General features: G+C 34.6%; 15 protein-coding genes and 1 pseudogene. 4 read left to right on the top strand and 12 right to left on the bottom strand.

What is annotated here, in order from left to right; all coding sequences use genetic code 11:
* Positions 1-192: 192 nt before the first annotated feature.
* From AC22L0_RS07460 to AC22L0_RS07450, 3 genes and pseudogenes are all read left to right on the top strand, one after another.
* A pseudogene (locus AC22L0_RS07460) lies at positions 193-348 on the top strand (GNAT family N-acetyltransferase); the annotation flags it as partial.
* Between the two features lie 265 nt (positions 349-613).
* On the top strand, positions 614-928 hold the full coding sequence (locus tag AC22L0_RS07455; RefSeq protein WP_000658787.1) for a thioredoxin family protein: 315 nt from the start codon (positions 614-616) through the stop codon (positions 926-928).
* 353 nt (positions 929-1,281) lie between these two features.
* Complete coding sequence (locus tag AC22L0_RS07450; protein ID WP_000380380.1) at positions 1,282-2,163, top strand: cation diffusion facilitator family transporter; 882 nt, start codon at positions 1,282-1,284, stop codon at positions 2,161-2,163.
* Here the strand turns inward: AC22L0_RS07450 and AC22L0_RS07445 are convergent.
* The 5 genes from AC22L0_RS07445 to AC22L0_RS07425 all read right to left on the bottom strand — a co-directional run bounded on the left by AC22L0_RS07445 (position 2,153) and on the right by AC22L0_RS07425 (position 4,896).
* The gene (locus tag AC22L0_RS07445; protein WP_000833370.1) at positions 2,153-2,788 is read right to left on the bottom strand and encodes a phosphatase PAP2 family protein; all 636 of its coding nucleotides are present in this window, start codon (positions 2,786-2,788) and stop codon (positions 2,153-2,155) included. The genes AC22L0_RS07450 and AC22L0_RS07445 overlap by 11 nt on opposite strands.
* Before the next feature lie 77 nt (positions 2,789-2,865).
* Positions 2,866-3,621 (bottom strand): sporulation protein, encoded by a 756-nt coding sequence (locus AC22L0_RS07440; protein ID WP_000486631.1) that lies wholly within the window; start codon positions 3,619-3,621, stop codon positions 2,866-2,868.
* A complete protein-coding gene (locus AC22L0_RS07435) occupies positions 3,603-4,424 on the bottom strand; it encodes a serine/threonine protein kinase (RefSeq protein WP_000872051.1) in 822 nt (273 codons plus the stop codon). The genes AC22L0_RS07440 and AC22L0_RS07435 overlap by 19 nt, the downstream gene beginning before the upstream one ends.
* A complete protein-coding gene (locus tag AC22L0_RS07430) occupies positions 4,424-4,606 on the bottom strand; it encodes a hypothetical protein (RefSeq protein ID WP_000473371.1) in 183 nt (60 codons plus the stop codon). Before AC22L0_RS07430 ends, AC22L0_RS07435 begins: the two co-directional genes overlap by 1 nt.
* Positions 4,607-4,716: 110 nt before the next feature.
* Positions 4,717-4,896 carry a YozD family protein gene (locus AC22L0_RS07425; RefSeq protein ID WP_000658451.1) on the bottom strand — a complete coding sequence of 60 codons (180 nt, stop codon included), beginning with the start codon at positions 4,894-4,896 and terminating at the stop codon, positions 4,717-4,719.
* Between the two features lie 149 nt (positions 4,897-5,045).
* Between AC22L0_RS07425 and AC22L0_RS07420 the strand changes: the two genes are divergently transcribed.
* Positions 5,046-5,201, top strand: coding sequence for a DUF3930 family protein (locus AC22L0_RS07420; RefSeq protein WP_000431486.1), 156 nt, complete (start codon positions 5,046-5,048; stop codon positions 5,199-5,201).
* A gap of 4 nt (positions 5,202-5,205) precedes the next feature.
* On the opposite strand, the gene AC22L0_RS07415 is transcribed toward AC22L0_RS07420, so the two are convergent.
* The 7 genes from AC22L0_RS07415 to AC22L0_RS07385 form a co-directional block, all read right to left on the bottom strand.
* Positions 5,206-5,868, bottom strand: coding sequence for a hypothetical protein (locus tag AC22L0_RS07415; RefSeq protein ID WP_000101499.1), 663 nt, complete (start codon positions 5,866-5,868; stop codon positions 5,206-5,208).
* Positions 5,869-6,118: 250 nt separating this feature from the next.
* Positions 6,119-6,334 carry a YozE family protein gene (locus AC22L0_RS07410; protein WP_000750717.1) on the bottom strand — a complete coding sequence of 72 codons (216 nt, stop codon included), beginning with the start codon at positions 6,332-6,334 and terminating at the stop codon, positions 6,119-6,121.
* Positions 6,335-6,406: 72 nt separating this feature from the next.
* Positions 6,407-6,679: a YokU family protein gene (locus tag AC22L0_RS07405; protein ID WP_000995763.1), complete on the bottom strand. Its 273-nt coding sequence runs from the start codon at positions 6,677-6,679 to the stop codon at positions 6,407-6,409.
* Positions 6,676-8,097, bottom strand: a complete 1,422-nt coding sequence (gene kamA, locus AC22L0_RS07400) for a lysine 2,3-aminomutase (protein WP_000902142.1) — start codon at positions 8,095-8,097, stop codon at positions 6,676-6,678. The genes AC22L0_RS07405 and kamA overlap by 4 nt, the downstream gene beginning before the upstream one ends.
* Before the next feature lie 210 nt (positions 8,098-8,307).
* The gene (rocR, locus tag AC22L0_RS07395; protein WP_011110073.1) at positions 8,308-9,693 is read right to left on the bottom strand and encodes an arginine utilization transcriptional regulator RocR; all 1,386 of its coding nucleotides are present in this window, start codon (positions 9,691-9,693) and stop codon (positions 8,308-8,310) included.
* Between the two features lie 163 nt (positions 9,694-9,856).
* Complete coding sequence (ablB, locus tag AC22L0_RS07390; protein ID WP_000878597.1) at positions 9,857-10,756, bottom strand: putative beta-lysine N-acetyltransferase; 900 nt, start codon at positions 10,754-10,756, stop codon at positions 9,857-9,859.
* Positions 10,753-12,021 carry a peptidase gene (locus AC22L0_RS07385; protein WP_087967875.1) on the bottom strand — a complete coding sequence of 423 codons (1,269 nt, stop codon included), beginning with the start codon at positions 12,019-12,021 and terminating at the stop codon, positions 10,753-10,755. Before AC22L0_RS07385 ends, ablB begins: the two co-directional genes overlap by 4 nt.
* Between the last annotated feature and the right edge of the window lie 3 nt (positions 12,022-12,024).

Raw genomic sequence — 12,024 nt, 5'->3', positions numbered from 1 at the left:
TCCAACATTACAAAAATTGGACCTTTTTTAGTTCATATTATTATAAATATTCTTGACTGTAATAAATGTTTAAGGCAAATCCCTAATAAAGTGAAACTTTAATCAGTGGGGGTCTTACTGCCCGTTAATGCGGGATACAATTTTTTTATTCATATCCCTCAATTCCCATTACAACCATATAATTTCTAACCTAATTCAATTTTTGTAAAAGTTAAACCAGCAAATGTAAATTCCATAAAAGTATTAGAAAAATTAAACTTTACTTTTGAAGGTACTCTGAGAAAAAGCGAAAAATCAGCTGGAAAGCTTATCGATTTAAATATTTATTCGAAATTAATAAGCAATTAATTTTAGTCACTCTGCCCATACTCAATCAAAGTTTGGGCTTCTTTAATTTCTGTATAAAATTCAAAAGTTTGACACAATCCTGGAAAAAGCTTATAAAGAAAAGTGAGGTTCCGTTATTTTCACACTTAGTAGCGCAGTCATGTTACATACAATTTTATAAGTGTGAACGAACTACAAAACTAAAAAACAAATAATAAGTTTGCAACATGTTTGCAAATACGAATTTTGCATATAAATTCGTGTGATATTGAAAGGAGTTTTACTTATGAAAGAAATTAAAACAGAACAAGAATTCAAAGACATCATCGCAAGCGAGGAGCCAGTAGTTGTTAAGTTCTTTACTACATGGTGCCCAGATTGCGTACGTATGGACAACTTTATCGGAGATGTAATGGAAGAGTTCAATAAATTTGAATGGTATTCTATTAATAAAGATGAGTTTCCAAGTATCGCTGAAGAGTATCAAGTAATGGGTATTCCAAGTTTACTTGTATACCAAAACGGTGAGAAGCTAGGCCACTTACATAGTGCTAATGCAAAAACTGAAGAGCAAGTTACTGAGTTTTTAGAAGCATACTAAGTTGAAAGCCCTCTGGAAAATATTTTTCAGAGGGCTTTCATCTGTTTTCATAATTATCTTTTGACGTTTTTCATCGTTTAATGAATTACACCTTGTCATGATAAGAATAATACGTAGTAAGAAAAGTACTCGTTTCCTCATCCATCTACCCTCCTATCTCTTTAGTAAATAAACTCTAATTAGGTTCACACCCTAACTTTGTACTTTTCAACATATTTTTCCTTCACGAAACTTTGTTATCCCCTTCTTAAAAAGCTATAAAACGTCAACAATGTTTGTATAGACCCACACGACTTTCGTTTGATACTCTATTTATAGAAAGAAATTCCTTTAAAGAAAGGTGAGTGATTAAAATGGATACTCTTTCTCATAAAGAAGCTGATAAAGGTGCTATTGTCAGCATTATGGCCTACATATTTTTATCCTCTATGAAAATCATCATCAGTTATATTACCCTCTCTAGCGCATTACGTGCTGACGGTTTAAATAACTTAACGGATATCGGTGCTTCTTTAGCGATATTAATTGGTCTAAAAATATCTCGTAAACCTCGTGACCCAGATCATCCGTATGGGCATTCGCGGGCCGAACAAATCGCATCACTTGTTGCGTCCTTCATTATGGCAACAGTCGGATTAGAAGTTGTTATTAGTGCCATTCAATCTTTCTTAAATCCGAAACAAGCAGCGCCTAATATACTCGCTGCATGGGTTGCTTTATTTTCTGCTGTCGTTATGTACTGCGTGTATTTGTATACGAAAAAAATTGCAGCACGAACAAAAAGTAAATCATTAGAAGCCGCTGCAAAGGATAATTTATCAGATGCACTCGTAAGTATTGGTACCGTAGTAGGTATTGTCGGTTCTCAGTTCCAAATGCCTATTTTAGACCCTATTGCCGCTTTAATTGTCGGTCTTATTATTTGTAAAACTGCATGGGAGATTTTCGTAGAATCTTCTCATATGCTTACAGATGGAATTGATCCTGATAAAATGGAAGAATACGCTGATGCTATTGAGCATATTGGCGGTGTGGAAAACATTGTAGATATTAGAGCACGTATGTATGGGAATCAAACGTACGTTGATATTACAATTGAAGTAGATGCTCGCATGGATGTTGGAGAAAGTCACTGTATTACCGACAACATCGAAGCTATGCTTCGCAAAAAGTTTGGAATTTACCATGCACACATTCATGTTGAGCCAATGAAAAAAGAACCTATTATGACATAGGTTCTTTTTTTATGAACGTTTTATGGAATATAACACATAAAACGAGCCAGCTACCACCAGCTGCCCATCCTGCTAATATGTCAGATGGATAGTGCACGCCAAGATATATTCGGCTAACTGAAATAGATAATACAACAAAGCTTGCTATAAGAATAATTAACAATTTTTTATGCAACGAAATACGCTCTTCAGTAATTGTGACGTATGCAATAAATCCTAAAAAAGCAGTAGCATTCATCGTATGACCGCTCGGAAAACTATATCCAGTTGCAGTAACAAGCTGCGTGACATCAGGTCTTGCTCGTTCGTACCATAGTTTAAGCATACTGTTTAAATAACGAGATCCGTAGTAATTAATTGTTAGAAGTAACGCACTAAGCAACTTTTTTCTAACGAGAAAATACATTACAAGAATAATGAGTAATGGAAAATATATTCTTTTGGAACCGATAAAAGACACCCAAGTAAAATAGGTCGTCAAATAATCGTTTCGAAAGCTTTGAATAAAATGTGCGACTATATTGTCAAAGTTCTCAATACAAGCGGTATGATACGAAAGTGATAATACGACAAAACAAATGAGTAACGTAAAACTTAGCAAGTATAAATGTCGATATCGTTTCACATACATAACCTCACTATGCAAAAAAATGGAGCGGTTGTTTTAGTTTTCCTCTCCATTTCTTTTTTATGCATAGTTTATTAAAAAATATAATTATTAATTTTTTGCTTCATCTCAGGGATATCTTCTCTTGTTACAGTGAAGCGAATAACCTTCTCATCAAGATCAAGTGCCTCAGCGAATAAACCAGCTAATCCACGTGATTTTCTATCTACTTCCATAATTATTTCTAATCGGTCGTATGCACGTGGCAAAATTAATAATTCTAATTCATCTAATCTGCCGTAGTACTCTCCAGAAACCGGAATAAACTCAAATTCTTGTGCGAATGGAACTTGTTTACGTAATCGGTGCGGTAATTCTTCACATTCTATATGACGTGCTTTAAACCCTAATTCATTTACACTATCTAAAACACTACTTAATAATGCATTAGGTAACACTTGAACGTAGTCGCGGTCACTTGGGTCTATACTACGTTTAATATCAAGACCTGTATGAATCCATACCGTTTTCATACCAAGTGTAAGTGGTGCTTCAATTGGCATTGGAAAAGAAAATGGAATGTCAACTGTTTCATTTGGTTCTACAGAAAAAGGTTCGGTTAAGCGTACTCGCTCTAAATCATATGTTGCTGTTACTTTTTTATCATCCACTTCTCGTACATACGACGTCGATAATGTTAAGTAAATGCTTTCAATTTGTTGGCTAACTGAACCTCCAGTTATATGAACCTTTCCAACTATTTCTTCCCCAACAATATACTCATCTTTTTCAAGAACAGTATCTACCTTTGCACTTCCAATACCAACGCTTGCTAAAAACTTTTGAAACATGGAGTCTCCATCCTTTCTAAAGCAGAAGCTACATCTTGTTTTAAATCTTGTACATTCTCATAGTACGGCGTTTTTATTTGTAACATTCGCATAAGCATTTCGCGATTATAATTTTCCAAAGTTAATTCTTCGTACCATGGTTTTTCCTGTTTTTCATTAGATTCATATCCTGCATATAATAAAAATAATGAGAAATGACCGAGCGCATAAAAGTCGCTACGAAATTGAACTTCTCGCATCAAAGCTTGTTCACCTTCGTAAGTTGTAGCTCGCTCATCATCCTCACCTTTCCATTTAGCTAATCCAAAATCAATAATACTAATTTGATTTTCTTTCATTAATATGTTTGGAATGCGTAAATCTCGGTGAATAATGCCTTCACTATGAAACACCGATACAATTTCTAATATTTCATATAAAATCTCAAAAACTTCACGTTCTGTATATACATACCCATCTATGAAAATATAATCTTCAAAATTTTTACCAGACATGTACTCCATCACAAAGAAGCTCTTTTTCTCCCATATGAAATGATCATATAGACTAGGAATTGCATGATGATTTAATGTTTGTAAAATCATTTTCTCTTGTTCAAATGATTTTCTACCAGACTCATATCTTTGTTTACTTTGTCTTAATTGTTTTAAGACTTTATATCTATTTATTTGCAAATCATTAACGACATATGTAACCCCATAACTGCCCATTCCAATTACTGATTCAATTTTATAATGCTCTGCAACAATTGTATTTTTTCGCAGTGGTCTATCAAATAATGCTAGTACACGACGCCATTTCATCAGCTACTTGAAAAGAAGCTACGGCTTTTACGTTTTCTTTTATAATGTTGATGTCCATAACCAGATGAACGTCGTTTATAATCGCTACTTGAATACGAGCGCCCTCTACGACGATAATCACTACTTGAATACGAACGATATTTTTTCTTTCCTAATAAAGAATCAATAATTTTTTTGAACATTCCTTCACCTCTTGAGTAAAATTTCCTTTTCATTATATCAATAATTATTGACTATACTTGTGACAGGTTTGTAAAGAGTAAAAAACGACGAGTTATGCCCGTCGTTACTTTCATTCATCCTCTTCATCAAAAACTTCATCAATCATGCATTTCTCTAATAAATACTCAAATGTAATATCTGCGAGATCTTCAATTTCTTCTCGTTTTGGGACGTACCCTCTTTCAATTAGTTGCTCATAAAAAAACTCCGCAATCTCTTCCGTATCAATCACGACTTCAATTTCCTTCATGAGCATCACTCCTTTATTTCTGTTTTATGAAAAAATCTCAAAATTATGTATATGAGATTAGAAAAATAGATTTTATTTTTTTATAGGTCATAAGCTTTGGACGAGATGCATACGATTGTAGTACAAGCTATTCAAAGGGGGAAATAATAATGGAAAATCAATATGAAGTAGGACAAACAAAAGAAGAGTTCATGCATGAGGATCAATGGGCAGACTCTCTTATAAAGTGGCTTTTTATTTTTTTAATAGTTGTAGGCATACCTTATACTGCATATGTTGTTGTTCAATTTATTCTCTCTTTCTAGTTAACTATTTTTTCTCTGTCAATTTAACTAAATAATTATGAACAACATCCATTACAATTTTATATTCTTCATCTTTAAATGTATCGAACAATAATTGATAATCGTTATAAATGTCAAGTAATCCATCAATGATTTCTTGACGATTCGTCTTAACACTCACTTTTTTCGAGTTGTTAATTGACTTTAACTTTCCTAAATCTAATTTATTCATACCTGCTTTATCTTGTTTCATTTTCTTCAAAATTGCATTTGCCGTTTGAGCATTGGCGAGTAACGTTAAATCTGATTCATCCGCTTCTAACCATTCACCATCCGTAATCCGTGACAATTCATAAATTGTATCTTCCCATGCGTCATTCTTATATCTCCATACTTCTGTACGAAAACCAACAATACGGAAAACATCTTTATCATATCCAGTTACTTGCACAAGATCACCAAACGTGAAATTATAATTTAATTCAATCCACTCCGTATCGCCCTTTTTCATATCTTGCTCTGTAACGTGCTGCAAAGTTTGCTCTACGTAAAATCCATCGTGATTATTGACTTCGTATACATAAACTCCATCTAAAACCTTCATATTTGTGATTTTCCCAACGGTTCCATATAGCGTAATCACGACTATGTCCCCTACGTTGTATTTAGGTTGTTTTTTTCTTGCCATCTCTATCTCTCCTTTTTTTGACGTCGTGATTTTGATATCAGTATATGCAACCTACATAAAAACGCTTATCACAGAAGCTTATATTCATAAATTTTTTCAATAAAAAATATAATCTTATAAAATTTAAATTACACTCAAACAAAAGCTAGTAACTAGACTAGCTTCAAATCAACAAATTTCATAATAAAAAAACATACAGAATACTTCACTTTAAATAAAGTAATGTATTCTGTATGTTTTCAAATAGTTTTTATCTATCTTGTATGTATAAATCCCAGGCTTCATCAAATATAGACATACTTTCTAGCATTCCGCTCAACTCTAAGTATGAACTAATTTCATCATAGTCTTCAGATTGCTTCGGAAAACTTAAATCATCATACATCGCCTCTGCTAAATCTGAAATTTCATTTCTAAATAAAGCTGCACGATGCTTCATCATATAATGGTAAAATGTCTTTTTCAAAAATATTCCCTACCTTTCTAACTTGGGTACATTATACAAGGCAAAAAAGAAAAAAACCAGCATAAAAGCTGGTTAAAAGTCGAAATAATTTCTTTTTAATAGACGCGGTCTTCCCATTAATTCTTCATATGTTAGTTGTTTTGGTAAATCTTTCGTGTAAATTAAGAATAATTGATCTTCAATTTCTTTTACTGTATGGTCTGATTGATAGTCCATCCCGCACGAGGAACAAGAAATACATGGTGTCTCTTGGATTTCAATGGCTTTCGTACCATCTGGTAATTCCCAATATACAGTATTCAAGCTTTCTTTCGCTTCTGTACTGTCACACCACATACAATTCATACTGCATCACCCTCAGTTTTTTTGTCGTTTTCTTCTAACTTAGCCATTTGTGCTTGATATTTTTTATCTTTTAATTGATCGCGCTTATCACGTTTATCTTTTAAAGATGCATGAGTATCATTATCTTCGTAGTCTTTACGACGGTTCATACGCTGTAAGTCGTCTGGAACGAGGTTAAATTTCTTATCGCTCATAAGACCTGCGATACCAACATCTGAACGTTTTTCTTCGTAGTTCGGATAAATCTCTTTAAAGTATCCTTCCGCTCTTCCTGGAATATAGCTCTCTGGCTCTGGATACGTCGTAATAACACCTTCAAAGTTACGAAGTACAACTTTATCTGCACTTTGTGAGATTAAATAGTTTGGTTGAAGTGCAATTTTACCGCCTCCGCCTGGCGCATCAACAACGAATGTCGGAACAGCATAACCAGATGTGTGTCCACGTAAACCTTCAATAATTTCAAGACCTTTAGATACTGGTGCACGGAAGTGACCGATACCTTCAGATAAGTCACATTGATAAATGTAGTATGGACGTACACGGATTTTTACTAAGTCATGCATAAGTTTTTTCATAATTGGAACGCTGTCGTTAATACCAGCTAAAATTACTGCTTGGTTTCCGACTGGAACACCAGCATTCGCTAACATTTCACATGCCTTTTTCGATTCTTCAGTAATTTCAATAGATGTATTGAAATGTGTATTTAACCATACTGGATGGTATTTTTTAATAATGTTACATAAGTTTTCTGTAATACGTTGTGGGAATACTACTGGTGCTCTCGTTCCGATACGAATAATCTCAACATGCGGAATCTCTCGTAAATTTTTTAATACATATTCTAAAATTTTATCGTTAATTAGAAGTCCGTCACCACCGGAGATTAATACATCTCGTACTTGTGGCGTTTCACGAATATAAGCAATTGCATCATCTAATTGTTTCTTTGGTACACCCATTCCAATTTGTCCACTAAAACGACGACGTGTACAGTAACGACAATACATAGAACATTGATTTGTTACTAAGAATAGTACACGGTCCGGATAACGATGTGTTAGCCCTGGAACTGGTGAATCTTCGTCTTCGTGAAGTGGGTCTTCTAAATCATATTTTGTTTTATATAACTCTTCCGAAATCGGTACTGATTGCATCCGAATCGGACAGCGTGGATCATCAGGATTCATTAGCCAAGCATAGTACGGTGTAATGTTTAACGGGATCGTTTTCGTTGAAATTTTAACGCCCTCTTCTTCTTCAGGTGTTAAGTTAATCACTTTTCTTAAGTCATCTAACGTTTTGATCGTATTCGTTAATTGCCAAACCCAATCATTCCATTGCTCTTCAGTAACATCTTTCCATAATTCGATATCCTTCCAGTGACGATTTGGTTTGTATACATCATGTAACATTGCTATTCCCCCTTTTTATACGCTCATCCTTTATATAAGCAATAGTTATGCCAACTTTACATTGTTGATAAGTAAATGTGCGGAGAACCCTATTACATAAGCGAAAAAATATTTTTAAGCGTTGTATGAAATCAATACTTAACATCATATTCATTACTTTTTATATATGTAAACGCTCTTTTATTGGTGCAAACACACAAAAACCGCCGATTATTCGGCGGTTTTGTCGTACTTGCTCAGTTTATATTGAAGCGTTTGACGAGGGATACCCAACATTTTTGCGGCTTGTAATATATTCCCTTCCGTTTCAATCAACGCTTGATCTATTAATTCTTTTTCTGTTTGATGAAGTGCTTCTCTAAGTGGCATTATACCCTTCTTCTTCGAAAACTTCTCTTTCCGGAATGTACGTGGTAAACAATTGGCTGTCAATGTATTCCCTTCTGCAATAATAACAGCATGTTCAATCGTATGTTTTAACTCCCGGACATTTCCAGGCCACTGATAAGCTTGCAGTCTATCTTTCGCTTCCTCATCAATTTGAAGTACACCTTTTTTATAACTTTTATTATATTCTTTCAAAAAATAAGATGCTAATAATAGTACATCCTCAGTTCTTTCACGAAGCGGTGGGATATATAATGAAAATACGTTTAAGCGATAATATAAATCAGTGCGAATTTTATTCTCTCGTAAACATATTTCTGGAGGCTGGTTCATTGCGGTAATAACACGAACATCTACTTTTCTCGTCTTATTATCACCAATTCTTCTAATGACTCCATCTTCTAACACTCGTAACATTTTTGCCTGCAAATCAAGTGGCATTGAATTCAGTTCATCTAAAAATAATGTACCACCATCAACAAGTTCAAATAGCCCAGCTCTTTCAATCGCTCCCGTATAGCTTCCTTTTGTCGTTCCAAACAATAAACTTTCTAATAGCGACTCTGGTAAAGCTGCACAGTTTTGTGCAATAAATGGCTTGTTTTTTCTTTTAGAAGCTTCATGAATTGCTTGTACGAACAGTTCTTTTCCTGTTCCTGTTTCACCATATATTAAAACATTCGCGTCTGTTGGTGCTACTTTTTGTGCTAACTCTTTCGTCTGTTTAAACCGCGTATCATTTGTCACTATCGTCTCAAATGCAGCGTGCTTTTTAATCACTTTTTTTCTAGATGATCGCTTTATTTTCGACTGTAAGTCAACAATTGTGTCAGTAAGTTTTTGAATTGTAGAGTAATCCTTTGCAATTTCAACAGCCCCAGCAATATTCCCATCTATAAAAATAGGTAACGTCGTATTTACTGTACAAACATCTTCACCATTTAAATTTTGATAATGTTGTACCTGATGTACGATAGGTTTTTTTGTATCTAGTACTTTCATCAATGTACTCGTTTCCCTTGATAAAGACGGGAACGCTTCTAAGAGATGTTTCCCTAACACTTTTTCAATCTTGGATCCATCGTGTTTTGCAGCTACAGAATTATAAAATATTGTAATTCCATTTTCATCTACAGCGTGTATAGCCTCATCAATACTGCCCAAAATCGCTTCAATGACTTCTTGTGTCGAAACTGCTAGCAATGTCATCCCCCCTCTTGCCGAAAATCCGGCAATTACATGCCGAATTTTCGGCACACCTATGTGCGATTGTAAGCATGACGATTCCGTTCTATAATTTTGACCAATTTTATATTTTAATTAGATAACTCGAAACTCTAATTAGTACAGCTTTTCGAACACCCAGCTCCACCTAACTGTTTTGCTTTACAACCAAATTTTGAGACGGAAGTTTTACTGCTTTCGAATAACTAGATAGATCTTTCACCCATATATTCATATCTTCCAACTTATCGAAAATGTAGCAATTATTCGCCAGTCTTCCTGTATACGTATAGCCTAATTGATGAAAGGCAGCATTCATTCCGAAAGAAAGCGATCGAGCAATTGTATAGGAGCAGAAAATAGATCTTTCTCGAAGCTCTTCCTCTAATTTAATTAGTAAACTTTTCATAAATCCATGTTTACGATATTCAGGTAAAGTAGCACAATTCGTTAATTCTGCATTCCCTTCCTTTATGTTCATTTCTGCAGATGCTGTACTAATAATTTTCCCCTCAAATTCATACACGTAGTAAATTGTATCGTCTTCTTTCATCGTCTGTAATACATAACTCGCTTCATTTAAAGGTGTCGGATACACTTCAAATACTTTTCCGAAGACAATTGCTAATTCTTCTGCATCTTCTTCAGTCGCTTTTCTCAGCAAAAATTTCTCTGGAACTACTTTTTCTTTTATTTCTTTTCCTTTTACACCGCTTAATATAGTATCTTCCTCAGTCCAATGCATACTATTTCGTCTTTCATCATTATTATATTTCACAAAAAAGTATGCATCGTGTCCTTGAAAATAATGAGGTATCGTTGCTTCCAACAAAAAACCGAAAGAGAGCCATGTTGAAACATGCTCTCCCTTTCCTTTAATAATACATTTAGTGAAAGAATGTTTCTCTGCTAGTTCGTCAATTGTCTGTATAATGCTTTCAACATTTCCTGTATAGTGATCTACCCGGATACGTTTATTAAAATAATCTAAAACGCCTTCTACTGTATAACAATTCGTCTGTTCTCTAAAAGATTCATAGTATTTCATTTTTTCACCTCACACCAATCTAGTAATGTACATGCAATAATTTTTGCGGCAGCTATCATTTTATCAACTTCTATATATTCGTTTGGATAGTGTGCTACTTTCGTCTCTCCTGGACCAAATACTATTGTTGGTACGTTTGCAATTTGTGTAAATAAACCTCCATCAGTCCCCCACGGAGATGCTTCAATAATTGGTTCGTTCCCTTCGATTTCAACAAAGTTATGATGAAGTGTTGTAATGAGTTCATGATTTTCTTCTAATTCACCAGGAACCCATCTCGCTCCAAACCATTCTACTTCTACCGGATTTTCAACAAACCAATTGTCCACATCATTTAATTCAACAATCCAATTCTCAAACTCTTCTTTTGCCGCCTCTATAGTCTCATTCGGCGCAACACCGCATCTTCCTTCTAAAATTAATTCATCGGGAACAGAACTTGGCCAACTCCCTCCTTCAATTTTGCCAATGTTAATTGGAATTGGAATTGGAATTCCTTTAAATAACGGATCTGTAATTCGACTATTTCTTTTCTCCTCTAGCTTTCTTACATGTTCTATAACAAACATGCTTTTTTCAATTGCACTAACCCCTTCATAGCGCGTTCCACCGTGTGCAGCTTTCCCTTTTACACGTAGACGAAACCACATGGAACCTTGTTGTTTCGGGAAAAACTTCATATTAGTAGGCTCTGGAATAATGACACCATCTGCTTTATATCCTCGTAATATAGTTGCTAATGTCCCTGCTCCACCACTTTCCTCTTCTATTACACTTTGAAAATAGATGTCTCCTTTTAATTCAATACTAGATTCAATGATCGCTTCCATCGCAAGCATAAGTGCGACATTTCCGCCCTTCATATCCGTCGTTCCACGGCCATATATACGATTCCCTATTTTCTCACCGCTATAAGGGTGATGTTCCCACTGATTCACATCCCCTTCTGGAACTACATCAATATGCCCATTTAATATCATAGATTTCCCATCGCCACTTCCTTTTAAAGTTGCTACAATATTTGGGCTATCTGAAAAACTTGTACGGGGTGATACAAAATAAGAATGATCTTTCATTTTAGAAAAAGAGGGCTCCCATATATCGAGATCTAAACCTAATTCACGTAATTTTTCAATCACAATTGCCTGCGCACCGCTTTCATCACCAGATACGCTCTTTTCTTGAATTAATCGTTTTAAAAATTTCACACTTTCCTCTTCATGGCTCTCAATATAATCACAAACTTGCTTTTTTAATTGCTCCATATA

It is taken from the genome of Bacillus sp. LQ01 (genome assembly GCF_057624735.1).
Note: the sequence above shows the minus strand (reverse complement) of the source record. Positions and strands in the feature narration are given on the sequence as shown.

What these genes read in the sequence shown, in the direction of transcription:
- AC22L0_RS07455 (WP_000658787.1), top strand. Translation starts at nt 614, where the DNA reads ATGAAAGAAATTAAAACAGAACAAGAATTCAAAGACATCATCGCAAGC.
- AC22L0_RS07450 (WP_000380380.1), top strand. Translation starts at nt 1,282, where the DNA reads ATGGATACTCTTTCTCATAAAGAAGCTGATAAAGGTGCTATTGTCAGC.
- AC22L0_RS07440 (WP_000486631.1), bottom strand. Translation starts at nt 3,621, where the DNA reads ATGTTTCAAAAGTTTTTAGCAAGCGTTGGTATTGGAAGTGCAAAGGTA.
- AC22L0_RS07435 (WP_000872051.1), bottom strand. Translation starts at nt 4,424, where the DNA reads ATGAAATGGCGTCGTGTACTAGCATTATTTGATAGACCACTGCGAAAA.
- AC22L0_RS07430 (WP_000473371.1), bottom strand. Translation starts at nt 4,606, where the DNA reads ATGTTCAAAAAAATTATTGATTCTTTATTAGGAAAGAAAAAATATCGT.
- AC22L0_RS07425 (WP_000658451.1), bottom strand. Translation starts at nt 4,896, where the DNA reads ATGAAGGAAATTGAAGTCGTGATTGATACGGAAGAGATTGCGGAGTTT.
- AC22L0_RS07420 (WP_000431486.1), top strand. Translation starts at nt 5,046, where the DNA reads ATGGAAAATCAATATGAAGTAGGACAAACAAAAGAAGAGTTCATGCAT.
- AC22L0_RS07415 (WP_000101499.1), bottom strand. Translation starts at nt 5,868, where the DNA reads ATGGCAAGAAAAAAACAACCTAAATACAACGTAGGGGACATAGTCGTG.
- AC22L0_RS07405 (WP_000995763.1), bottom strand. Translation starts at nt 6,679, where the DNA reads ATGAATTGTATGTGGTGTGACAGTACAGAAGCGAAAGAAAGCTTGAAT.
- kamA (WP_000902142.1), bottom strand. Translation starts at nt 8,097, where the DNA reads ATGTTACATGATGTATACAAACCAAATCGTCACTGGAAGGATATCGAA.
- rocR (WP_011110073.1), bottom strand. Translation starts at nt 9,693, where the DNA reads ATGACATTGCTAGCAGTTTCGACACAAGAAGTCATTGAAGCGATTTTG.
- ablB (WP_000878597.1), bottom strand. Translation starts at nt 10,756, where the DNA reads ATGAAATACTATGAATCTTTTAGAGAACAGACGAATTGTTATACAGTA.
- AC22L0_RS07385 (WP_087967875.1), bottom strand. Translation starts at nt 12,021, where the DNA reads ATGGAGCAATTAAAAAAGCAAGTTTGTGATTATATTGAGAGCCATGAA.